Here is a 23,565-nt window from a genome sequence, read left to right as displayed (position 1 = left end):
CTACTATTTAGTCATGCAGTTTGCTTCGACAAGACGTTGTGGCGCACTCGGCGATTTTCTCAAACATAGCTTTTCTTTTTAGGAGATTCACATGTCCCAATATCAAGACGACATCAAGGCTGTTGCTGGTTTGAAAGACCAACAAGGTAGCGCCTGGAACGCCATCAATCCCGAGTCCGCCGCCCGCATGCGCGCCCAGAACAAGTTCAAGACCGGCCTGGACATCGCCAAGTACACGGCGAAGATCATGCGCAACGACATGGCCGCCTACGATGCGGACCCATCCAAGTACACCCAGTCGCTCGGCTGCTGGCACGGTTTCATCGGTCAACAGAAGATGATCTCGATCAAGAAGCACTTCAACAGCACCGACCGCCGCTACCTCTACCTGTCCGGCTGGATGGTCGCCGCCCTGCGCTCCGAGTTCGGCCCGCTGCCGGACCAGTCGATGCATGAAAAAACCGCCGTCTCGGCCCTGATCAAGGAACTGTACACCTTCCTGCGCCAGGCCGATGCCCGCGAACTGGGCGGCCTGTTCCGCCAGCTGGACGCGGCTCAAGGCGATGCCAAGCAAGCCATCCAGGCGAAGATCGACGGCCACGTGACCCACGTCGTGCCCATCATCGCCGACATCGATGCCGGTTTCGGCAATGCCGAAGCCACCTATTTGCTGGCGAAACAGTTCATCGAAGCGGGCGCCTGCTGCATCCAGATCGAAAACCAGGTATCCGACGAGAAACAATGCGGCCACCAGGACGGTAAAGTCACGGTACCGCACGAAGACTTCCTGGCCAAGATCCGCGCCATCCGCTACGCCTTCCTGGAACTGGGCGTGGACGACGGCATCATCGTCGCCCGCACGGACTCGCTGGGCGCCGGCCTGACCAAGCAGATCGCCGTCACCAATGAACCAGGCGACCTGGGCGACCAATACAACTCCTTCCTCGACTGCGAAGAAGTGTCGGCCGACGCGCTGGGCAATGGCGACGTCATCATCAAGCGCGAAGGCAAGCTGCTGCGTCCGAAACGCCTGCCGAGCAACCTGTTCCAGTTCCGCGCCGGTTCCGGCGAAGAGCGTTGCGTGCTCGACTGCATCACCTCCTTGCAAAACGGCGCCGACCTGCTGTGGATCGAAACGGAAAAACCGCATATCGCGCAAATCGGCGGCATGGTCAGCGAAATCCGCAAGGTCATCCCGAACGCCAAGCTGGTGTACAACAACAGCCCATCGTTCAACTGGACCCTGAACTTCCGCCAGCAAATCTTCGACGGCATGAAAGCGGCAGGCAAAGACGTGTCCGCCTACGACCGCGCCCAGCTGATGAGCGTGGAATACGACCAGACGGAACTGGCGATCGCCGCCGACGAGAAGATCCGCACCTTCCAGGCCGACTCGGCCCGCGAAGCCGGCATCTTCCACCACCTGATCACCCTGCCGACCTACCACACGGCAGCCTTGTCGACGGACAACCTGGCCAAGGAATACTTCGGCGACCAGGGCATGCTGGGCTACGTGGCCGGCGTGCAGCGCAAGGAAATCCGCCAGGGCATCGCCTGCGTGAAACATCAAAACATGTCCGGCTCGGACATCGGCGACGATCACAAGGATTACTTCAGCGGCGAAGCGGCGCTCAAAGCAGCTGGTAAAGACAACACGATGAACCAGTTCTGAGTTTTTGGTTTGGCTGTAGAGTGAGAAAGCCCGCTTTGGCGGGCTTTTTTGCGTCTGAACGTTGTGTAGCGTCAGATCTGGAATACACACTGATACACATTATAGGTATGCTTGCAGAGAGCAACATTTCTCCTCCGCGTTGCCGAGTTCAACAGATAGTGCATGAGGGAACAGCCATGAATATCCCCGTTGTCATTTTTAAAGATGCCGATAGTGTGTACGGCGTGAACGTCCCCGACATCAAAGGCGTCCACTCGTGGGGCGATAGCGTGGAAGATGCGCTCAACAACGTCCGGTCAGCCATCACCAGCCACATCGAGACACTGCTGGAGCTGGGCGAGCCAGTGGAAATCACGCAAAGCAAGATCGAAGCCCTCCAAGCCAATCTTGAGCATGCGGGTGGCATCTGGGCATTGGTCCACCTCGACCTTGAAAAGCTCGACAGCAAGCCCGAACGCATCAACATCAGCCTGCCGCGTTTTGTGTTGAGCAAGATCGACCGCTATGCGGCGGCGCGGCACGAGACGCGCAGCGGTCTGCTGTCGCGTGCGGCGCTCAGCTTGATCGAGGCCGAAGCCAAGGGAGGCGGTGCGCGGTGATGCCAATGACTTAACGGCAATCGATATCGATCTCGTTCTGCCCGGCCTTGCTGCCCTTCCTGTAGGTGAATTCACAAAGGCTGACACTGTCGTCCATTCTCTTCGACAGTGTCACCTCACCATGCGCGCCGTAACTGCATTGCAACCACTTGCCGTCAGGATAGGAGCCTTCCAGACGGTAGCTGAGTATCGTGCGCCCTTTCTTCTTGCGCTCCGCACTGGGCACGAGCTGCCCCCTGCGCTCCGGCGCGCCGTCGATCGGCGCTGCGGCACTGAGGTAGAGCGGGCTGCCGATATATGGCATCCAGCCAGCCGCCACGACGTTCAGGCTGATCGAAGTCGCAGGCACGCTCTCCGGGCAGGCATATGAGGCGGTCACGGCAGCATGCGTGAACACAGGGAAAATGCAGCAGGCGACGCCGGTCAACAAACGTTTATGTCGCATGGATGCTCCTCTATTCGATGACAAAAAAAGCATCAGCATTGTTGCTGGGATCGATATGCAGGCCATTCTTGTACTGGCCTTTGGAACGCAAGGTTCGCGAAGTCACGATGCCCAGGCGCTTGCCCGTCCACTGATCCATGACAATGATGCCGTCCAGCGTCTGCCCCATATACAGGGCGGCGTGATTGCCTTGTTGATGATTCGCATACTTCCCGTTGATAAATGTGGCAATGGCCGTACCCTTGCGCAGCAAGCGATTTCCCAGCACTGCTTCCCCCTGCTTCCAGGCCAACGCGGCAGGCGCACCCGCGTAGTGGCGAACCAGCGCAACGCATTGATGGTTGCCGACCATGGTGGTTTTTTCCAGGTCGTCGACTTTGCTGTAGGTGTAGGACATGAGACTCTCTCCATGGCTTTGTGGGAGATGCTTACGATACATGGGGGAAACTATGGGGGAATTGAGGAGGGACAAGGTTTGCAGGGGAATAAGGCTTACGCAAATTTGATTGCACATCTGTATTCGAATGAATACAGTTATCTCAGAAGATGATCACAAAAAGCCAAACACTTCAGCAACTGGTTGTCCGATATCAAGGACGACAAGACAAAGGCAATCATCGCTCAGCACATCGTTCGCCTGGAAAACGGATTGGGTGACGTGAAGGCAATTGGTGGCGGCGTCCGAGAACTACGCATTGATGTAGGGCCAGGCTGGCGTGTCTATTTCATTGAAGTTGAAGGGTACGTGATCGTGTTGCTCGTGGGAGGCAACAAGAGCACCCAGGCTACCGACATCAACAAGGCCAGGCAGATGGCCAAGAAGTTGAAGAAGTCTGCCGCAAAGAAAACCGTCGCAAAACCGACAAAATAATAGCGACCCGAAGCAATACAGGAGGTGCATCATGACTGAGCACAACATCAAACTGTCCGACCTTGAAGGGCTGGATCTGGAAGACTTCGACCCAGCGGAATACATCACCAGCGATGAAGCGGCTGCCGCCTACATCACGCAAGCACTGGAAACGAACGACGCCGCCATATTCGCCGCCGCCATTGGCGATATCGCGCGTGCGCGTGGCATGGCCGAGATCGCCAAGGCGGCGGGTTTGGGGCGCGAGAGTTTGTACAAGGCGCTTCGCCCGAATAGTCAGCCGCGCATGGAGACCATGACCCGTGTACTTGGTGCGCTTGGGGTGCGGCTGGTGGCGGAGGCTGTTGGGTCTGGGAAGGGGGAGGTGGTGGATGCCGCGCCCAAAAAAGCAGTGGCTGCGAAACCGCGCTCGCGGGTCAAGTCGGCGGTAGCGAAGCCAGCAGCTGCCTAGGGCTAGGGCGGTCGTTTGGGCACGGACTAATGCTTTGGGCGCCGTAGAGGCCTATTGGGGCCTTGTTGGCATAAGTTCATAGCCTAGCGGAGAAGTCGAAGGGGCGGACCTACCTGCCCTCTTCGAGTCGACCAACTGCTGCCCGCTGCGCGGGCAGCTTCGTGCGCAGAGGGTGTGTGTTCTTGGTTTTAATCAGGCTCTCGACAGAAGTGGCTTCTACCGTGTCCAATGCCTCAGTCCGTGTACGGATGGCGTACCTGAGCCCGCGTCGTGTAGCGATATGGAATGCGAGAAAGTGATTCTGTAAACTAATCTCATGTATCCTAGATGAACCGGTACGGATGCGATTCAAAAATACTATCCTGATTCAAAGCAAGTAGATCGTTGCGCGAGAATTCCTTGAGGGTGACATGAAGCAGTAGCTTAATTTGTTCCTGCGGAAGAGCTAGCTGACTAGCCCAATGAACAATTTCTCGTAGATAATCCATTGACCCCGGATATATTTTTTCATTAAGTATTGTCCCTGCGCTGTTTAATCTAGCTTTGCTTTCCTCAATCGGCTCATTTGAATTTAATGTTCTAAATAGCCTTAATGCTACTCTTCTTACCCAAGGATGATCATCAACCACGCCCCACGATAGGGCCTCAGCATTGCGGTTTGCAAGTTCCGGACTACTTTCCAGCTGCTCAAAAATTGCCATTCTGGCAGCAACAATTGGAACATGTTTCACCGCCTCAATAAATTCTGACAATTCTTTTGCGTTTAGACTATTAAACACCCAGAGAGGACTGTAAGCGCCGCGCCAGGAACCATAAAGACTTGAATGAAGCCATTTTCCAATTCCCATTTTTTGAGTGCTCCCACGTGTTGGGGTATCTCCAAAACAATCGATACCAATGGTGCCGATGAGACTTGAATCAAGCCACGCCTTCAAATCATCGTTAAGCTGATTGAAAACCTCTCGATACCTCAAATATATAAAATTTATCAAACTTGAGGTGTGCTGCTTTAATTTTCCAATGAAAATTTCGGTACGCTCTTTAGTGGATGAGATATCGCCCCCATTTTCCGCCACATTGACGCCTCGCTCCCATAACTCACATACACCCCAACTAGATTGATAAAAATTATTTAGACTAAATCTTTGAATTATTTTTTCGAATGAAGAATATCCATAAAAATCAGAAAGGTACAATAGTGCGAGCCAGCGAACATCCATGACTTCCTCTTCTGAGCTGAGTAGCTTCTCTAGCTGCAAACGAAAATCATCTTTCGAAACATCGCGTCGAACGGTCAATATTCCAATGCAGCGATTAACCCAATGATTAGAAGAAAACAACCGATTACAAAGATTCAACTGTTCATTTTTTAAAAACTTTATTTCCGATAGTGCCGAACCTGCAGCTCGACGCACTAACCATGATGGCTCAGTGTATTTATCATCATCGAAAAGAATTTTTGCTACTCCTAATAGAATATATTCTGGCTCTTCTGCCAAGGCATACCAGATAGACTCTCGTACCCCTTCAGTAGCTACACGAAGCCTATCTGAAATATCTAATTGAAGCTTTTGCGATTGCGGTACAGAAAGGGGGGCCGGTGCGATGACTAGATCGTGCATACCCTCGGGGAAAAGAATATGTGGATTCTGCTTCGGCATAACGTAGTTACCGAGTTCAATCTCCAAGTTCGCAACCGATATTTGCAAACCCTGCTGTTTAATTTTATATAAAGAGTTAGATAAACATTGAGTAAATATACTAAGGATCTCGCCGCTTTGCGATGGCTGAATCGGCTGCGATGACGCAATAAGAGTAGTCTTCTTTTTACTGAATCCTGTGTTGGCATAAGTGATTTTGTTTGCGGCTCCAGAGAAACAACAATCCAATATCAAAAGAACACGGGGATATTGGAAAATCCTAAGCATTTCACCAATCACGATGGTTGATATGCCATCTTGACCAAGCTTAGAATCAATGAAGTGCAAATCTAGCACTTCGTCGTAGGTGCTACCGTGCCCACTAAAATAAATAATCAAAAGGTCACTCGAAGGGCCATCTTTTTTTTGCTCTTTTAGAGCAGTGCGGATATGCGTCAGAAACTGATCACCTGTAATATCCAGTGCAACAATACTATGTCGGTGATCTAACGACTTCCCTAATACATCTTCAAATGTGTCATAAATTTTACGAGCATCATTTAACGATGCAGGAAGATCTTTTCGATGTGGCGCATATTCGCTGATACCAACAGATAGTAGGCGAACCTTCGGCGCTTTATTGGTCATATGAGGTGGTCTAAAACAACTTCAAGAATCTTCTCGCATTTCGTTTACTGTCCTAACTTCGTCGTCAATTTCTAACGGAGTTTCGCCATCGAGGCTATCGCCCAATCGTCTGAGTGAATATTTTAAGAAATCATAAACAGCATTTACAGCAATTCCTTCACCGAGGATAATAGCAACTTCAAGTATTAAACTGCCCTTTGTATCGTCTGATAAATTTTTTACTTTAACTTCGACTCCTTGGCTTTTTACTACCTCTACAAACTCGGATAGTGCAACTGAAAGTTCGGAACTGGCACTTAAGTTCTTTAAAATAAAAGTTTCCATAATCACCTTATATTGGAACGGAAGTCGTGGTTTGCGCTACCATTTTCTTAATTACATTAATATCATTACTAAGCAAAGATATCTTCTTGTCATCATTGCTACCATCGGTATGTTGCTGCAGAAATCCGTTCGGCTGGACATTCCAATATGTTGAATATAAAGAGTTCTCTCGTGTAATGACCTCAACATTTGATACCGCTTGACGAATTTCGCCTACTGCCAACAGAAAAGATTGATGATCCAATGCATATTCAAGATATTCATCCTTCTGGTTTGCAGGATGAGGTTGAATTAAACACCATTCGTTGACACCCATAGCATCAACTACAGGAGCCAATTTCCGGCTCCACTTATTTTCATAGTATTGTTTCGTAATAACCGTGTTGACCCTACACATTCTCTTTCGATCGCTGGAGTCTATCATGCCAACCAAGTTTACAGCATCATTCCATGCTCCAGGCTTTCTTCTTATTTCATCATGATCTTTAGCATAGCCATCAAGGCTAAATATTAATCTAGCGAACCGATTTGAATTGCCAATTAAAAACTGTTTATTTTTTTTCTTCCCCACCCCACTTGTAGTCAATGTAGTATGAATTCCCCTAGACCATAGATTAACACATACCTCTTCAAGAAAATCGTATGCAAGCGGCTCACCGCCAGAAAGGTCGACTTTCTGAACTCCTAACGCCAATAATGCATCAGATATATTTTCAATAAATTGAACAGGCAATCCAACTTCGGTTTTTGCTGCGAAACAATATGGACATGCTAGCGGGCATATATCTGTAATATGCCACATAACGTGTGGAATGCCCCCCACCACTAAGGGACCTTCTTGCGAGAGAAACTTATTGGTAACAGGGCAATATTTCATGAAAGGGAAAGGTGGTGATTGATTGCTGCGATCAAATCGGAATGTATATCTGCAACGCTCTTCATCATGCCGTCCGGATTTTGGCAAGTGACAACTATCGCATTGGCGTTATCTTTCGCCCACGACAAGTACATTAATTGGGCGCGATGCTGCAGAATTGCATCGCTCTCGTAAACGTCCTGAACTTTTTCTCCAATATATTCTCTTTCTTGTTTTTTGAAGACATTTTCTGATGCAATACGTGTACCAGTATCTAATATAATATACAAATCAGGGTGAGGCAGGCCAAGGATATCATGCTCAAGCTTCAATATCCAATCCCCAATTCCCAAATCTGCACCTGTTCGTGAACCTTGATATACAACGCTGGAAAGCGTAAACCGATTCAATAGCAGAACATCAATATCCTTGAGGGATTCTTCCAGTGATTGAAAGTCGTGCCATCTATCAAGTGCATACCACAACGACATTGATTTGGAATCAATTTTTTTAGCAGAATTTTCGTCGTCTCTACCAGCAAGAAGATTACCAATTTCTTTTCCTGTAAAGCTTGCATACTGAGGATATGAACGATTTACAACCTTCTTCCCAAGCGACAAGAAGTAATTTTCTAAAAGGTCAGTTTGTGTTTCTTTACCGCTGCCATCAATTCCTTCTACAGCAATAATAAACGTTCTATTATTGATTTTCCTCATATAGTATCACCTAAGCATTTTTCTAAGCTTAACATAGATGTTATTAGAATTTTCAGTATTTCGCCCGAGACCTGAAAACGCCGCGAAGCTCGCTCAATTGCTTCCATCCGCATTTCGTAACTAAAATCGGTAAGTGGGTCAGTACCGAACCTGCACCAGCTAGCAATATCGATACATCGTTTCAAGCTTGGGGGTGGCTCTTCCGTCAGAGCGCGTCGTTGAGCCTGCCTGAACCACTCGATGACACACTCCCCCTGCCTTTCGGTAAGTCGTTGTTTAAGTTCAGCCATATCAATGCCGCCAGCAGCGATTGATTGCCAATTTTGCAATAGTAAATTATGAGCGTTCATACATAGGCCATGTTGAGGGCAGAAGCGCATATTATGCCAGATCGACTTTTTCTTATCTCTTCGAATGTTCAGAATTCTGTATTACCATGGCTCAGGATAACATTGTGAGCAATTTTTACTTCCCGCAACTGACAATGGCTCGAAATTATCTCGCTGAGCGAGTCGCGACGCAGGAGGCAGGCCTGCCATTCAGACACAGGCTGAAGCACTGACCGCCGTAGAAGTCGGCTCAGCCGAAACCTAATTAGAACCACGAACGCGCGCCGCAGGCGCGCGGGGCTGCCGCGCAGCGGCAGCAGTTGGTCGATTCGGAGAGGGCCGGGCCGTTAGGCCCGACTCTTCGAATCCCCCGCGCAGGGCGCGCAGGCGCCCTGCTTCTCTCCGCCGGGCACAAAAACAAAAAGGCCACCCGAAGGTGGCCTTTTGCTTTTGTGTCTATGGCGGAGAGAGGGGGATTCGAACCCCCGATAGGCTATGAACCTATACACGCTTTCCAGGCGTGCGACTTCAACCACTCATCCACCTCTCCTGCAGGCAATGCGTCTACTTGCTCGCATTGCGTACTATTTCTCGCTTGTCGCGAAGCCGCAGATTATAGCAAAGATTCTACGGACTGCCAAAGTTATTTACCGTGGGGTAAAAGTTAAAGCGCACAGCGACAAGCAGCAGCCCAACAGAAGCCATGGTCGGCCCCCGCAGGGACCGACCTTCCATTACGACGCTTCCTTCAACTGCTCCAGGATGGCCGGGTTTTCCAGGGTCGACACGTCTTGCGTGATCGTCTCGCCCTTGGCCAGCACGCGCAGCAGGCGGCGCATGATTTTGCCGGAGCGGGTTTTCGGCAGGTTGTCGCCGAAACGGATTTCCTTCGGCTTCGCGATCGGGCCGATTTCCTTGCCGACCCAGTTGCGCAGCTCCAGGGCCAGCTTCTTCGCTTCCTCGCCCGTCGGACGCGCTTGCTTGAGCACGACGAAGGCGCAGATCGATTCGCCTGTCGTGTCGTCCGGACGGCCCACCACGGCCGCCTCGGCCACCAGCGGGTTGGCCACCAGGGCCGATTCGATTTCCATCGTGCCCATGCGGTGGCCAGACACGTTCAGCACGTCATCGATGCGGCCCGTGATGGTGAAGTAGCCCGTATCCTTGTTGCGGATGGCGCCGTCGCCTGCCAGGTACATCTTGCCGCCCAGCTCTTCCGGGAAATAGCTGGACTTGAAACGCTCGGGATTGTTCCAGATCGTGCGGATCATCGATGGCCATGGGCGCTTCACCACCAGGATGCCGCCCTGGCCGTTCGGCACGTCCTGGCCCGCTTCGTCGACGATGGCGGCCATGATGCCCGGCAATGGCAGGGTGCAGGAACCGGGGACCATCGGCGTGGCGCCTGGCAACGGGGTGATCATGTGGCCACCCGTTTCCGTTTGCCAGAAGGTATCGACGATCGGGCATTTCTCGCCGCCGATATGCTTGTAGTACCACATCCACGCTTCCGGATTGATCGGCTCGCCGACCGTGCCCAGCAAACGCAGGCTGGTCAGGTCGTAGTTGCCTGGATGAACTTTCGGATCCACGTCGGCTGCCTTGATCAGCGAACGGATGGCCGTTGGCGCCGTGTAGAAGATGCTGACGTTGTGTTTCTTGATGGTTTCCCAGAAACGGCCCGCGTTCGGGTAGGTCGGGATGCCTTCGAACACCACTTGCGTGGCGCCCACGGCCATCGGGCCATACGCGATGTAGCTGTGGCCCGTCACCCAGCCGATGTCGGCCGTGCACCAGAACACGTCGTCAGGCTTGATGTCGAAACTCCACTTCATCGTCAGCGCGGCCCACAGCAGGTAGCCGCCGCTCGAATGCTGCACGCCCTTCGGCGTGCCCGTCGAGCCGGAGGTGTACAAGATGAACAGTGGATGCTCGGCATCGACCCATTCTGGTTCGCATTGCGCGCTCTGGCCTGCGACCAGGTCGTGCAGCCACGTGTCGCGGCCAGCCACCATCGGCAGGTCGCTGCCCGTGCGTTTATACACGATGACGTTTTTCACGGTATCGCAGCCACCCAGCGCCAGCGCTTCGTCGACGATGGATTTCAATGGCAGCTTCTTGCCGCCGCGCAATTGCTCGTCGCCCGTGATGACGGCCACGGCGCCCGCGTCGATGATGCGTTCCTGCAGGGATTTGGCCGAGAAGCCGCCGAAGACGACGGAGTGGGTGGCGCCGATGCGCGCGCAGGCTTGCATGGCGGCAACCCCTTCGACGGACATCGACATATAGATGATGACGCGGTCGCCCTTGGCGATGCCCTTGGATTTCAGGCCGTTGGCGAACTTGCAGACTTTTTCGTGCAGTTCTTTATAGGTAGCCTTGGTAACGGTGCCGTCGTCCGCTTCGAAGATGATGGCCGTCTTGTCGCCCAGGCCATTTTCGATGTTGCGGTCCAGGCAGTTGTACGACACGTTCAGCTGTCCGTCCTCGAACCATTTGTAGAACGGGGCATTGTCTTCGTTCAGGGTGCGGGTGAATGGCTTTTTCCAGCTCAGGTTTTCGCGCGCCAGCTTGGCCCAGAAGCCTTCGTAGTCGGTTTCCGCCTCTTTCACCATGGCCTGGTACGCGGCCATGCCGGAAATGGTGGCTTGTGCGGCAAAGGCCGCCGATGGTTCAAATACGCGCGACTCTTCTGGTCCTTGCTGCTGCGTGCCCTGTCCTTGGTTTTCTGTAGCGGCCATGCTTGTCTCCAGTGTAGTAATTGTTTGCTAACACGATAAGCGCCCTGTCTTACGGACGCCTTACATTGCGCATTTTCTGCAGCGTTTTCCTCTGTCAAGACTAACCATAAGCGCCTTCGGCGATGGGCGTCAAGGGGACGCCGTACAGTATTTTCACTGGGAAAATGCCTGGCGCGCCGAAGCTTCAATACCACTTTGTGTTTCATCAAACCCAATAATACAGAGCAAGGCCATGCGCAGTAATCGACAGCAAGTGTAAAATGTCGGGCATGCCAAAAATTGGTATTTACTCCCCCAGGAACCCCTACATGATCGACCACCTACCACCGTCTGCCAAACATACCAAGCTGCATCCATTGTCCGCCTTCATCTTCATGTCGCGCTGGCTGCAGTTGCCGCTGTACCTGGGCCTGATCCTCGCACAATGCGTGTATGTCTTCCATTTCTGGGTGGAATTATCCGACCTGATCGGCGCCGTGTTCGGCAATGATGCAGCCCTGCAGCACGTACTGACGGCCGTCGCCGTGCCCGGCAGCGCCCTGCCGACCAAGCTGAACGAAGCGACCATCATGCTGGTGGTATTAGGCCTGATCGACGTGGTCATGATTTCGAACCTGTTGATCATGGTCATTATTGGCGGCTACGAAACCTTCGTTTCGCGCATGCACCTCGATGACCACCCAGACCAGCCGGAATGGTTGTCGCATGTAAATGCTTCCGTGCTGAAGACGAAATTGGCGATGGCCATCATCGGCATCTCGTCCATCCACCTGCTGAAGACTTTCATCAATGCCAACTCCTACAAGATGGAAGTGATCATCGCGCAGACGGTGATCCATATGGTCTTCATCATTTCCGCCATGGCGATCGCGTACACCGACCGCATCATGACGGTGACACAGAACCAGGCACGACCGCATTAAACCCGAAGCCCATGGCTGCCAGCAGCGGCCATGGGCTTTGTCATTCCACTGCAGTAACTAGTATTAGTAAAGAGTCTTACCCTTCTTATCTACCGCGAGAACACCATGACTGTCATAAAGCAAGAAGACCTGATCGAATCCGTCGCCGCAGCGTTGCAGTACATTAGCTACTACCACCCTGCTGATTACATCGAACACCTGGCGCGCGCCTATGCGGCCGAGCAAAGCCCGGCGGCAAAAGATGCGATCGCGCAAATCCTGACCAATTCGCGCATGTGCGCGGAAGGCAAACGTCCGATTTGCCAGGACACGGGTATCGTCAACGTCTTCCTGAAAATCGGCATGGGTGTGCGCTTCGAAGGTTTCAGCGGCACGGTTACCGACGCCGTCAACGAAGGCGTGCGCCGCGCGTACAACTTCGACGACAACAAGCTGCGCGCCTCCATCGTGGCCGACCCGCATTTCGACCGCAAGAACACCAAGGACAACACGCCAGCCGTCGTGCACATGGAATTGGTTGAAGGCAATACCGTCGACGTGAAAGTGGCTGCCAAGGGCGGCGGCTCGGAAAACAAGTCGAAGATGATCATGATGAACCCGTCCGACTCGCTGGTGGACTGGGTCATGAAGACCGTGCCGACCATGGGCGCCGGCTGGTGCCCGCCTGGCATGCTGGGCATCGGCATCGGCGGCACGGCCGAAAAAGCCATGCTGATGGCAAAAGAAGTGTTGATGGAAGACATCGACATGTTTGAGCTGAAACAACGCGGCCCGCAAAATAAACTGGAAGAATTGCGTATCGAGCTGTGCGACAAGATCAACTCGCTGGGCATCGGCGCGCAAGGCCTGGGCGGCCTGACGACCGTGCTCGATGTCAAGATCATGATGCACCCGACGCACGCCGCGTCGAAGCCCGTCGCCATGATCCCGAACTGCGCCGCCACGCGCCACGGCCACTTCGTGCTGGACGGCTCGGGCCCTGCCTACATGGAACCGCCATCGCTGTCGTCGTGGCCGGAAGTGCACTGGACGCCGGACACGGAAAAATCCAAGCGCGTCGACCTGAACACCCTGACGAAGGAAGAAGTCGCTTCGTGGACGCCGGGCCAGACCTTGCTGTTGAACGGCAAGATGCTGACGGGCCGCGACGCCGCGCACAAGCGCATCCAGGACATGCTGGCCAAGGGCGAAGAGTTGCCGGTCGACTTCAAGAACCGCGTGATCTATTACGTCGGCCCCGTCGATCCGGTACGCGACGAAGTGGTCGGCCCGGCCGGCCCGACGACCGCCACGCGCATGGACAAGTTCACCGACATGATGCTGGAACAGACGGGCCTGATTGCCATGATCGGCAAGGCCGAACGCGGTCCGGTCGCCATCGAATCGATCCAGAAACACCAGTCGGCCTACCTGATGGCCGTGGGCGGTTCCGCCTACCTGGTGTCGAAAGCCATCAAGGGCGCGAAAGTGCTGGGCTTTGCCGACATGGGCATGGAAGCCATCTACGAATTCGACGTCGTCGACATGCCGGTGACGGTGGCCGTGGACTCGAAAGGCACCTCCGTGCACAACACGGGCCCGAAAGAGTGGCAGGCGAAGATCGAGCAACTCAATAGCGTCAGCAAGATTCCCGTGACGGTCGCTTAAACAAGCACTACCATTAACGCCGCGCGGCAACACAGCGCGGCGTTTTTTTATCTTCTTCGGCTTTATATGACTTCTATTGCAAGCAATGCCCGCCCGGACGCCCCCATCGGCATTTTTGACTCCGGCGTGGGCGGCCTGTCGGTACTGCGCCATATCCGCGCGCAGCTGCCGCAGGAAGACCTGATTTACTTTGCCGATTCCGGCTATGCCCCGTATGGCGACAAGACGGAACAGCAAGTGATCGACCGTTCGCTGGCGATCACCGCCTTTTTATTGCAGCAAGGCGCGAAGGCGCTGGTCGTGGCCTGCAACACGGCCACCATCGCCGCCATCAAGGCGCTGCGCGCACGCTACCCCGACCTGCCCATCGTCGGCGTCGAACCGGGCTTGAAACCGGCGGCAGGCATCAGCCACAACGGCAAGATCGCCGTGCTGGCCACGGAACGCGCCTTGCGCGGCGACAAACTGCTGGCCTTGCGCGAGCAGGTCAGCGCCGCCACGGGCGCCACGTTCATCTTGCAGCCCTGCATCGGCCTGGCCGACCGCATCGAGCAATGCGAGCTGGGCACCGATCCGCTGGACGCCACCAGCGCCATGCTGGAACGCTACATCGCCCCCATGCTGGAACAAGGCGTCGACACCTTGGTGCTGGGCTGCACGCACTACCTGTTCGTGCAGGACGCCATCGAACGCACGGTGCGCGCCCACACGCAGGAACAGATCACCCTGGTGGACACGGGCGACGCCGTGGCGCGCCAGCTGGCCCGCCTGCTGGACGCGGCAAGTTTACGCCGCACCAACAACGACATGCCGCGACTGCAGGGCTACACGACGGCCAAGGTCGAATCCCTGGCGAAAGCCTTCGCCGGTTTGCTGGACTTACAACCTCCCGTCGAACACCTATCCGTGTGAGCGGCGTGAGCAAAAGCGACCGTTTTCATGCAATCTTTCGATTCTTTAAAAAAGACTGCATTTAGATTTGCCACTTTGCCGAGTTCTTTGTATAATTCGGCACCTGTTCAGCAAAACAGCTAAACAGGTAAGTAAGACAGTGGTGGCTGTAGCTCAGTTGGTAGAGTCCAGGATTGTGATTCCTGTTGTCGTGGGTTCGAGCCCCATCAGCCACCCCACAGAATAATGAAGAGCCCGGTTTTCGAACCGGGCTTTTTCTATTCCGGCGCCGCTTTTCTTCATTCTCCGATACCGGCCCCGGTATCGCTTCCTGCAAAAAATTCATTAGTGCAAATTTGACCATCGCCCTACTCTGGGGTGCGGCCTGGACCGCCCCATAAAAACAGTACGGAGACAACGATGAAGCAAATCCTGGCAGCACTCTGCCTGATGTTCTGCGCCCATGCGCAGGCGATCACCCTGACGGGCGTGCCGAACGCGCACGACCCCGGTACCCTGACAAAAGACGGCGACACGTATTTCAATTTCACCACGGGCGACGGCATCTGGTATTCCACCTCGACGGACCTGCTGAAATGGTCGGCCGGCCCTGCGCCCGTGTTCAGCACGCCGCCGGCCTGGATCGCCAATAAAATCCCCAACTTCAGCGGCTCGTACTGGGCGCCGGACGTGATCCACATGAATGGCTACTATTATCTGTATTACTCGGTGTCCACCTTCGGCACCTCCGTGTCGGCCATCGGCGTGGCCCGCTCGGCCTCGCTGAAAAATCCCAGCTGGACGGACCTGGGCATCGTCGTGCAATCGTATGGGGGTGGTGCGGAAATCAATGCCATCGACCCCGCCCTGTTCCGCGACTACGACGGCAAGGTCTATATGTCCTACGGCTCGTTTTTCGGCGGCATCGGCGTGACGGAAATCAACCAGGCGACAGGCAAGACGAGCGGCAACGTCACCACCATCCTCGGTGGCGGCGGCAAGGATATCGAAGCGCCCTACATCACGCGCGACGGCGAGTATTACTATCTGTTCGTCAACCGCGGCAAATGCTGCCAGGGCGCCGCCAGCACATACTATGTGGAAGTGCAGCGCGCCAGCAGCGTGACGGGACCGTACAGCGACACGCGCACGCTGCTGCCTAACCTCGATGGCAAATACAAGGGACCGGGCCATATCGGCATGCTCAAGCAGGATGGCTGCAACTACACCTCGATCCACTACTACGACGTCAATGACAATGGCGCGGCCAAGCTCGATATTTTGAAGATGACATATGACAGCGGCTGGCCCAGCCTGACGCGCAATTTCTCTGTCGCCAGCTGCGGCGGCATCTCGGACGGCCCCACGGTGCTACGCTCGCGCCTGAGCGGCAAAGCGCTGGCCGTGGCCGGCGCCGGCACGGCGAATGGCGCGCTGGTGCAGCAGCAAACCTATACGGGAGGGAAACACCAGCAATGGTATGTGGTGGGGCATGGCGACGGGTACTATAGCCTGATCAATGCGAACAGCCTGCTGGGCCTGGACGACTACAACAACTCGACCACGGCGGGCACGAATATCGCCCAATGGAGCTACTGGGGCGGACTGGGCCAGCAATGGCGCTTCGCCAGCCCCGCGTCCGGCTACCAGACAATTACCAACCGCTACAGCAACCTGACCCTGGACGTCCTGAACCTGAGCACGTTGGAAAACGCGCAAATCATCCAGTGGAACCTGACCAATGCGAATAATCAGCAGTGGTCGCTGAGCCGGCCCTAACAGACGAGCGGTATCCCGGCGGCATGGCACTGCCGGGGCGTCCTCTCAGCGGGCGGGGAGCAGGCCCAGCAAAAACTCGCGCGCCCGCGCCGCACTTGGCGAGCGCGACGAAGGATGCTGGATGCGGTAGCAATCCCTGTGGTCCAGCGGAAACTTCCACAATTGCGCATTGGGAATGTGCTGCTTGGCATATTCAGTGCCGATGGCCTTGCCCTGCGCATCGCGGGCCAGCGGAAAGAAATCGCGCCGGTGCCCGGCGGTGGCGCTGCCATTGGCAAAGATGATGATCTCGGGCTGGAAGAAATCGATTTGTACATCCAGCAGCAGTTTGGAGTACTTCTTGATGACCTCAAAATGCCGACATTTGACGGGACTACCTTTATTCCACGCCATGCACAGCAGATTGGCATAGATCAAGCCATCGCTGCCGGAACGCCGGGCCACCGCGCGCGTGAAATTATGAAAGGCACGGCCCTTGATATCCGCGCGTGACAATTGCTGCGCAAAATAAGCCTGATGCACGGCCATCGACCGCTCGACATAGTACTCCAGCGAACTAAAACGCTCCCCTACCGGCAACACATTCCATTGCCGCGTTTCGCAGCCCACGATCATGATGCGCTGCCGGGCGCCAAGCCAGTTGGGCGGCACGCTGGGGAGAAAGAGACCCGAGAGCTTTTCCGCATCGGCATGCGGCGCATGGCGGTCCAGCAAGGCCGTATCAAAATCGGCCAGTACGCCCAGATAGCGGCTGGCCAGGTCGGTGCTTGCAGCTTGCTTCGGGGAATGCATGGTCATTGCGTGCCTGTGTCCGGATGCCCGGGGATGGGCCGCAAACCATAGCACACATTTCAGCCCGCCAGCACCGACTGCACCGTCGTGGCCAGGTCTTCCAGGCGCACGGGTTTGACAAGGAAGTGGCGGAAGCCCACGGCCAGCGCGTCGTCCATGTACATGGGCAGGCTGTGGCCGGTGACGGCGATCAGCACGGCATTGGCCGTTTCGGGGTTGTGGTGCAGGCGGCGGCCGATTTCGATGCCGCTGATGCCGGGCATTTCGATGTCGAGGTAGACGGCGTCGGGCACGCACAGCTTGACTTGCTCGACGGCCATCTGCCAGTTGCGCACCACCACCGCGTGGTGGCCCAGCGCTTCGAGCAGCATGGCCAGCGATTCGCCCACTTCCTGGTTGTCGTCGACCACCAGCAGATTCAATTTGCGCGCAGCACTTGCCGGCTGGTCGCCCTGGCGGCGTTCCACGGGGGGATTGCCTGGTGTCGTTTCAGTTGTCTGGCTCATTGTACGTTCACGTCTGACGGCTGCAAAAACGGGAGTATACAAGAAGCGCGCACAATGCCGCCGCACCCGAGCACTGGTGCCAAGCGGCAATCAAGGCCGCCCGCTGTACCGCGCCAGCAACACTTCCCCACCCTGCGGGCAGGCATACCGCCACTACGCAATATTCGCAATTGACGGATAAAATGAGAATCATTATCATTCTTATCCCCTTGCGCAGGATGCCCACGCCACGATGTTGTCGCGCCGCCAAAAATGCCCGCGCAACCATTGTCCCTACGGAGATCCATGCATGGCCGCCACACTTTCCCCACTGCCTTTTTCGCTACGCCCGTGCGCGCTGGCCATCGCCCTCGCTTGCCTGGGCGCGTCCCTTGCCGCGCAGGCACAGGACGCCAATACGGCCAGTACCGCCAATGACGCCGGTCCCATCCTGGAATCCATCCAGGTCAGCAGCAACCTGCTGGGCACCAGCATGGCTGCCAGCACGAAGAATTTCGCGGGCGCCCGCACGGTGGTACAAAAGGATGACATCGAAAACTCGGGCGCGACCAGCCTCAGCGACGTGATGCGCCGCATTCCCGGCGTGCAGATCAGCGACAACTCGGGCAGCGCCGGCAGCGCCATTTCCCTGAATATCGGCGTGCGCGGCCTGGCCGGACGCTATTCGCCGCGCAGCACGGTCTTGCTCGATGGCATTCCGATGTCGGTCGCGCCATATGGCCAGCCGCAACTGTCGTTCGCACCCGTCAGCCTGGCCAATGTCGAAACGGTCGACGTGGTGCGCGGCGGCGGCGCCGTACGCTTCGGCCCGCAAAACGTGGGCGGCATCATCAACTTCAAAACGCGCCGCGTGCCCACCACACCCGGCATCACGGGCGACGCCACCGTACGCTACAACTCGTACAGCGAAGTGGGCCACAACACGCAGGCCAGCGTGTTTGCCGGCACCCAGCTCGACAGCGGCCTGGGCCTGGCGGTGCTGTATTCCGGCATCCGCGGCAGCGACTGGCGCGTGGGCAGCGATGAGAAGGTCAACGACTTCGCCCTCAAATTCCGCTACGACCTGAGCCCGACGGCCGAGGTGTACGGCAAGCTGTCCTACTATGACGTGACGTCGCGCACGCCGGGCGGCCTGACTGCCGCGCAATACAAGCAGGCCCCGTTCCAGAACACGCGCCCCACCGACTTCTGGAGCGGCGAGCGCAAGGCCTTCGACATCGGCTACCTGAATGCCATTTCCGGCACGCAAGAATTCGAGGTGCGCGCCTATTACAACAAGAGCTCGCGCGAAAGCACGCTGATCAGCGCCAATCTGAAAGGCCTGGGGCATCAGCCGCGCAACTATGAAACGACGGCCATCGAACCGCGCTACACGCAGCGCTTCATGACCGGCAAGGTCTCGCAGGACGTCACCGTCGGCTACCGCTACCTGGTCGAACGGGCCGATGAAAGCATCTACAACGTCGTCATCGCCAGCGGCGTGCAGCAGGCGCCGACGCGCTTCGCCAACAACTCCACCGATGCGCAAGCCGTGTATATCGACGACAAGATCGCCATCGACGCCTGGCGCATCACGCCGGGCGTGCGCTACGAGCATATCAAGACGGTACGCTTCAACCACTTGCCGACCGACCAGAAGATCGAGTTGCTCAACAACAAGGCCCTGCCGTCGCTGAACGTGGCCTACTTGCTCAACAACAACGTCACCCTGTTCGGCAACTACAACAGCTCGTTTGGCGCCGTGCAAAATACGCAGCTCAATGCACAGTCGAGCAAGAACCCGCTGCAGCCGGAACTGGCGAAAACCGCCGAGCTGGGCGCGCGCTGGAAGAGCGGCCAGCTATCTGCCGAAGCGACCTTGTTCAACATCAAGTTCGACAACCAGATCCAGTCCGTCGGCAGCGGCGAGAACGTCGTCTTCTACAACGTGGGCGCCACGCATCACCGGGGCCTGGAATCGGCCGTCGACTACCACTTCGACCAATCCGGCCCGCTGGCCGGCTTGAACGCCTACGCCACCTACACCTATACCAAGGCCACCTTGCAGGATGGCGTGAACGCGGGCAATGACGTGCCCTTCTATTCGCGCACCACGGACACCGTCGGCGCCCACTACCAGCTGGGCGCCTGGGGCTTCGACCTGTCGAGCAGCCACCAGAGCCGCCAGTTCTCCGACGAGGCCAACACCGTGGCGGAAAACCCGGCCGGCAGCGTGGGCGTCATTCCCGGCTTCCGAACGTGGAATACGCAAGTGAAATGGAAAGTACCGGGCCAGAACGGCCTGGAACTGGTTGCCGGCGTCAACAACCTCGCCGACAAGCGCTATTTCACGCGCACCTCGGACGGTAACCTGGGCAAGCTGGTGGGCGCGCCGCGCATGGTCTACCTGCAAGGACGGCTGGCGTTCTAGTCCCGCGCACGTCGCGGCTATGGCATCCATAGCCGGACCCGCACGCGGGCGGCACGCAAAAAACCTGCATCGTTGTTGTTTCGATGCAGGTTTTTTTACGTCCCGATGTCACAAAAATACTCCGGGGCAAGCAGCCTCAGGGCCGCGCTCACCCTGCGGCAGCACTGCAATTGGTTCATCATGGAAATTAATGCAATTTTGAACACAAATGATTTCACAATTACAAATATTTTTATCGTGCAGCAGTTTTTTTCGTGAGTTTTAGTGATATTCTTTAAATGTCATTTAGGAAATGAAATTAACTTTTAAATAATAGAACGGACCCACATGAAAATGCCTGCTACCCTCTTCAAGATCGCCGCACTGGCCTCCCTGATCACTGCCGGCGGCGCCAACGCCGCGACCGAACTGGTCGTCAACGGCAGCTTCGAAAGCAATGCCATCACCACCCCATTCGCACAATTGAGCGCCGTGACGGGCTGGACCTCATCCGTCAGCGGCAATACGGCCTTTGAAATCCAGAAGGGCGCCACGCAAGGCGGCCAGAGCGGCTTCAACCCCGTCGCTGCCGCCGGCACGCAATACCTGGAACTCAACGCCGAGCGCCTGACGTCCGTGTCGCAATCGCTCGCCACCACGGCCGGCGGCACGTATGCGCTGTCGTTTGCCTACTCGGGCCGCCCGAATACGCCAGGCGGCGCAAGCAGCCTGATGAACGTCTACTGGGGTTCGACCCTGCTGACGCCAACGGCCCTGGTCGGCAATACCACCGGCGTGTGGCAAACCTACAGCCAGAACGTCACCGCGCTCGGTTCGTCCACCTTGCTGCGCTTCGAATCGATCGGCCCGGCCTCCGCGCCAACCTATGGTTCCTACCTGGACAACGTGTCGGTGACGACGGCCGTGCCGGAACCGGAAAGCTACGCCATGATGCTGCTGGGGCTGGGCTTGCTGGGTTTCATGGCACGCCGCAAGACTGCCGCCTGAGTCTGAAGTCGTCGTGCAACAGCCGCTCCGCCACCAGGCCGGGCGGCTTTTTTTATGCCCCAAACGGAAGCATAATTCCCAGGAAATGTTGCCAAAAAGAATTAAATTGACGCTACAATAGCGGGATATCAAGCAATGCCAAGCATCGCTCCGCCAGGGCCACTACCCCGCCCTGATCATCAGCACGCATTTTTTGAACAGGATGACTGGCGCTGCCGGGCCCGATCGCGCTCCCGGCACGGCCACCACACGCACCATGTCTGCAGAAAAAACCATTACCGAAACGAGTTCCTACGGCAAGGAAACGCCCGTGGGACGTCCCGACATCGATGGCCGCGCCGGCATTTTCGTGCCCACGGCGGAATTTGACATCGACAACACCACCACCATCCGCAAGGGCGCGGGCATTGTCGGCTTCGGCAACCTCGATGGCACCCTGACCGTGTATTTCGAAGCGAACCGTTTCGACGAGAGCAATCTGCACAAATGGGAACACAAGGCGCGCAAGGCGTATGACCGCATGGTCATGGGCGCACCCACGGTGTCGAAGGCGAAAATCGATGCGCGCATGCTGGAACAGGTGGGCATCATCGATGGCATGGGCATCAATCTCAAGCACCCGGAACGCCTGACGCACTGGCTGGCGATCTCGAACGTGCCGGACACGGCGCCGGAAGAGCCTGTAGTGCGCTGGAAAAACCGCTAAACGGTCGGAGAGCGAGACGGGGCGCCAGGGACGAGGTGTTGTCCTACATCGTGGCGGACATTCATCCGATGCCCTAAGGCACCGAGTCATCCTATGATGAAAGCCTGACCACACCTCACACTACTCAGGAGTACGACATGTCCCGCCTCATCCCGATCAGCTTTGGCGCCTTGCAAATAGGTCTGGCAGCGGCGGCGATGTACATCCTGTGCTCGGCGGACGTGCTGCACCAGAGTTCCGTGTATTTCCACTGAGTTCATATTACGTCACAACTCTCACCAAATTGTAGCGAGCGGCAGTGAGTCGTGGGGGAGAAGCGCAGCTGTACTTTAGTACAGCGAGCATCGCAGCCCGCGAATCGCGACGCGCAGTAAATTTGGTGGGATGTTGACTAGCGGCGGCCGTAATAACGTCCGTGCCCACCCCAGCCACCGCGGTGTCCACCGTAGCGCCCAAAGCCAAACACGAAGTCCAGCCCGATCGATACGGGCGGATTGTAATAATACGGTTGCGGCGCGTACACGGGCGCCGGCACATACACGGGCTGTTGCACGTACACCGGTTGCTGCTGCACATACACGGGTTCATTCGTGTATTCCACGCGCGGCGCGCTCACCACGCGCGATGACTGCACCGGCTCGGACGAGACCGTATGCCATTCATAGGGATTGTAAGCCCCCTGTGGCGCGCGCGAACCGTAATACGCGGGACCAGGCGGCGCCACGACGCAGCCCCCCAGGGCGGCCAGCGAAATTACTGCCAACAGGGTTTTCATTGCAATTCTCCTCGGGTACCAATACTGGTGTACTACCTTAATTAAGTACTATAAGAAATTACGCCGCGCTTTGCTGTGCTTTTACCGATTGTTACACCCCGACGCACGCCGCAACATGAAGTGTCGCAAAGCCGCCACAAACGGCGCGCGCGGCATGTTTCCTCAAATAAACGGTATCGCGCAGGTATCGATGGCCTTGCCGGCCGCATCGTAGCGCTGCACGCACACCTGGTAGCGCACGCCGTAATCGAGCTCGACCTGCTCGACCTTTCCATACTTCAATTTCCAGCTGGGCTGCACCTGTTGCCGGCCAGCCAGCGCTGCCACATCCTGCGGAATCGCCATCGCCGTCTGCGTTTCGCCCTGGCGCGCATCCTGGCGCCGCGCCACGTCGATAGCCACGCTCACGGCCAGGTCGACGCCGCCGTCCGCATACTGCAAAGCGGGCGCGCCGCGCTGCGCCCGCATCACGCCCCAGGCGCAAGGCTTGCCGCCCGCCTCGCATTGCTTCAGCTGCGCCAGCGGAAAATACTCAGGGGCAATCTTGCCATCCTTGATGGGCCAACTGGTGCGCACGCCGTCGCGCTTGCCCGTCAGGGGATTGTCCCAGCTCAGGCTATTGACGACGGCCACGGTCTGCCCCGCCTGCAAGCCCACGGGCGTGCCCAGCGAGGCGCAGGCGGAAAGCAGCATGCCGCTGGCGGCAAGAAGGGAAAGTGTCAGGATGCGCTGCATGGTAGGCCTCTTGTGGTGGGATATCCCGAAGGTATGTTTCGAGGGTAACAGAATCGGCGGCGACAGTGCCGTTGGCTGGCGCACATAACACTACGGGCGGCACCCTTGCAGGCGCCGCCCGT

At 56.3% G+C, this 23,565-nt stretch carries 21 protein-coding genes, 2 tRNA genes and 1 pseudogene; 12 read left to right on the top strand and 12 right to left on the bottom strand.

Annotated features, from left to right (window positions below; genetic code table 11):
• The first annotated feature begins 91 nt into the window (after nt 1-91).
• Together O3300_RS24260 and O3300_RS24255 are read left to right on the top strand one after the other, a co-directional pair.
• Nucleotides 92-1,672 carry an isocitrate lyase gene (locus tag O3300_RS24260; RefSeq protein WP_034784508.1) on the top strand — a complete coding sequence of 527 codons (1,581 nt, stop codon included), beginning with the start codon at nt 92-94 and terminating at the stop codon, nt 1,670-1,672.
• A 176-nt stretch (nt 1,673-1,848) separates the two neighbouring features.
• Nucleotides 1,849-2,271 (top strand): type II toxin-antitoxin system HicB family antitoxin, encoded by a 423-nt coding sequence (locus O3300_RS24255; RefSeq protein WP_099665269.1) that lies wholly within the window; start codon nt 1,849-1,851, stop codon nt 2,269-2,271.
• Nucleotides 2,272-2,281: 10 nt separating this feature from the next.
• Here the strand turns inward: O3300_RS24255 and O3300_RS24250 are convergent, their stop codons facing one another.
• Nucleotides 2,282-2,716, bottom strand: a complete 435-nt coding sequence (locus O3300_RS24250) for an STY0301 family protein (RefSeq protein WP_143451380.1) — start codon at nt 2,714-2,716, stop codon at nt 2,282-2,284.
• A gap of 10 nt (nt 2,717-2,726) precedes the next feature.
• Nucleotides 2,727-3,113 (bottom strand): BPSL0067 family protein, encoded by a 387-nt coding sequence (locus tag O3300_RS24245; protein ID WP_099665271.1) that lies wholly within the window; start codon nt 3,111-3,113, stop codon nt 2,727-2,729.
• Between the two features lie 168 nt (nt 3,114-3,281).
• Between O3300_RS24245 and O3300_RS24240 the strand changes: the two are divergent.
• Together O3300_RS24240 and O3300_RS24235 are read left to right on the top strand one after the other, a co-directional pair.
• Nucleotides 3,282-3,587: pseudogene (locus O3300_RS24240) on the top strand (type II toxin-antitoxin system RelE/ParE family toxin); the annotation flags it as partial.
• A gap of 31 nt (nt 3,588-3,618) precedes the next feature.
• Entirely contained in the window at nt 3,619-4,038 is a 420-nt protein-coding gene (locus O3300_RS24235) for an addiction module antidote protein (protein ID WP_099665273.1), read from the top strand.
• Between the two features lie 323 nt (nt 4,039-4,361).
• Here O3300_RS24235 and O3300_RS24230 read toward each other — a convergent pair whose 3' ends face one another.
• The 6 genes from O3300_RS24230 to acs all read right to left on the bottom strand — a co-directional run bounded on the left by O3300_RS24230 (nt 4,362) and on the right by acs (nt 11,292).
• The gene (locus O3300_RS24230) at nt 4,362-6,326 is read right to left on the bottom strand and encodes a caspase family protein (protein WP_099665274.1); all 1,965 of its coding nucleotides are present in this window, start codon (nt 6,324-6,326) and stop codon (nt 4,362-4,364) included.
• A 21-nt stretch (nt 6,327-6,347) separates the two neighbouring features.
• On the bottom strand, nt 6,348-6,650 hold the full coding sequence (locus O3300_RS24225) for a hypothetical protein (RefSeq protein ID WP_143451381.1): 303 nt from the start codon (nt 6,648-6,650) through the stop codon (nt 6,348-6,350).
• 7 nt (nt 6,651-6,657) lie between these two features.
• Entirely contained in the window at nt 6,658-7,527 is an 870-nt protein-coding gene (locus O3300_RS24220) for a radical SAM protein (RefSeq protein WP_099665275.1), read from the bottom strand.
• Entirely contained in the window at nt 7,524-8,222 is a 699-nt protein-coding gene (locus O3300_RS24215; RefSeq protein ID WP_305054340.1) for a hypothetical protein, read from the bottom strand. The genes O3300_RS24220 and O3300_RS24215 overlap by 4 nt, the downstream gene beginning before the upstream one ends.
• A gap of 788 nt (nt 8,223-9,010) precedes the next feature.
• Nucleotides 9,011-9,101: transfer RNA gene (locus O3300_RS24210), tRNA-Ser, on the bottom strand.
• A gap of 184 nt (nt 9,102-9,285) precedes the next feature.
• Nucleotides 9,286-11,292 (bottom strand): acetate--CoA ligase, encoded by a 2,007-nt coding sequence (gene acs, locus O3300_RS24205; protein WP_289906323.1) that lies wholly within the window; start codon nt 11,290-11,292, stop codon nt 9,286-9,288.
• A gap of 308 nt (nt 11,293-11,600) precedes the next feature.
• Here acs and O3300_RS24200 point away from each other — a divergent pair, with 308 nt between their 5' ends.
• The 5 genes from O3300_RS24200 (at nt 11,601) to O3300_RS24180 (ending at nt 16,532) form a co-directional block, all read left to right on the top strand.
• Nucleotides 11,601-12,215, top strand: coding sequence for a YqhA family protein (locus O3300_RS24200; protein ID WP_077400355.1), 615 nt, complete (start codon nt 11,601-11,603; stop codon nt 12,213-12,215).
• A 105-nt stretch (nt 12,216-12,320) separates the two neighbouring features.
• On the top strand, nt 12,321-13,862 hold the full coding sequence (locus tag O3300_RS24195) for a fumarate hydratase (RefSeq protein ID WP_099665278.1): 1,542 nt from the start codon (nt 12,321-12,323) through the stop codon (nt 13,860-13,862).
• Nucleotides 13,863-13,928: 66 nt separating this feature from the next.
• Nucleotides 13,929-14,774, top strand: a complete 846-nt coding sequence (gene murI, locus O3300_RS24190) for a glutamate racemase (RefSeq protein WP_305054339.1) — start codon at nt 13,929-13,931, stop codon at nt 14,772-14,774.
• 142 nt (nt 14,775-14,916) lie between these two features.
• Nucleotides 14,917-14,992: transfer RNA gene (locus O3300_RS24185), tRNA-His, on the top strand.
• 181 nt (nt 14,993-15,173) lie between these two features.
• Nucleotides 15,174-16,532, top strand: coding sequence for a family 43 glycosylhydrolase (locus tag O3300_RS24180; protein ID WP_305054338.1), 1,359 nt, complete (start codon nt 15,174-15,176; stop codon nt 16,530-16,532).
• 45 nt (nt 16,533-16,577) lie between these two features.
• Here the strand turns inward: O3300_RS24180 and O3300_RS24175 are convergent, their stop codons facing one another.
• Together O3300_RS24175 and O3300_RS24170 are read right to left on the bottom strand one after the other, a co-directional pair.
• A complete protein-coding gene (locus O3300_RS24175) occupies nt 16,578-17,378 on the bottom strand; it encodes a hypothetical protein (protein ID WP_305054337.1) in 801 nt (266 codons plus the stop codon).
• Nucleotides 17,379-17,383: 5 nt separating this feature from the next.
• Complete coding sequence (locus O3300_RS24170) at nt 17,384-17,830, bottom strand: response regulator (RefSeq protein WP_099665282.1); 447 nt, start codon at nt 17,828-17,830, stop codon at nt 17,384-17,386.
• Nucleotides 17,831-18,119: 289 nt separating this feature from the next.
• Here O3300_RS24170 and O3300_RS24165 point away from each other — a divergent pair, with 289 nt between their 5' ends.
• The 3 genes from O3300_RS24165 to O3300_RS24155 all read left to right on the top strand — a co-directional run bounded on the left by O3300_RS24165 (nt 18,120) and on the right by O3300_RS24155 (nt 21,933).
• On the top strand, nt 18,120-20,240 hold the full coding sequence (locus tag O3300_RS24165) for a TonB-dependent siderophore receptor (protein ID WP_305054336.1): 2,121 nt from the start codon (nt 18,120-18,122) through the stop codon (nt 20,238-20,240).
• A gap of 327 nt (nt 20,241-20,567) precedes the next feature.
• Complete coding sequence (locus O3300_RS24160; protein ID WP_099665284.1) at nt 20,568-21,227, top strand: PEP-CTERM sorting domain-containing protein; 660 nt, start codon at nt 20,568-20,570, stop codon at nt 21,225-21,227.
• 256 nt (nt 21,228-21,483) lie between these two features.
• Nucleotides 21,484-21,933 carry a hypothetical protein gene (locus O3300_RS24155; protein ID WP_035825219.1) on the top strand — a complete coding sequence of 150 codons (450 nt, stop codon included), beginning with the start codon at nt 21,484-21,486 and terminating at the stop codon, nt 21,931-21,933.
• 391 nt (nt 21,934-22,324) lie between these two features.
• Here O3300_RS24155 and O3300_RS24150 read toward each other — a convergent pair whose 3' ends face one another.
• Together O3300_RS24150 and O3300_RS24145 are read right to left on the bottom strand one after the other, a co-directional pair.
• The gene (locus O3300_RS24150; RefSeq protein ID WP_077400334.1) at nt 22,325-22,708 is read right to left on the bottom strand and encodes a hypothetical protein; all 384 of its coding nucleotides are present in this window, start codon (nt 22,706-22,708) and stop codon (nt 22,325-22,327) included.
• A gap of 162 nt (nt 22,709-22,870) precedes the next feature.
• Nucleotides 22,871-23,443 carry a hypothetical protein gene (locus O3300_RS24145; protein WP_099665285.1) on the bottom strand — a complete coding sequence of 191 codons (573 nt, stop codon included), beginning with the start codon at nt 23,441-23,443 and terminating at the stop codon, nt 22,871-22,873.
• Between the last annotated feature and the right edge of the window lie 122 nt (nt 23,444-23,565).

Origin of the sequence: Janthinobacterium sp. SUN206, assembly GCF_030587305.1 — a bacterium.
Taxonomy (GTDB): Bacteria; Pseudomonadota; Gammaproteobacteria; order Burkholderiales; family Burkholderiaceae_D; genus Janthinobacterium; species Janthinobacterium kumbetense.
This window is presented reverse-complemented; position numbering and strand designations above follow the sequence as displayed.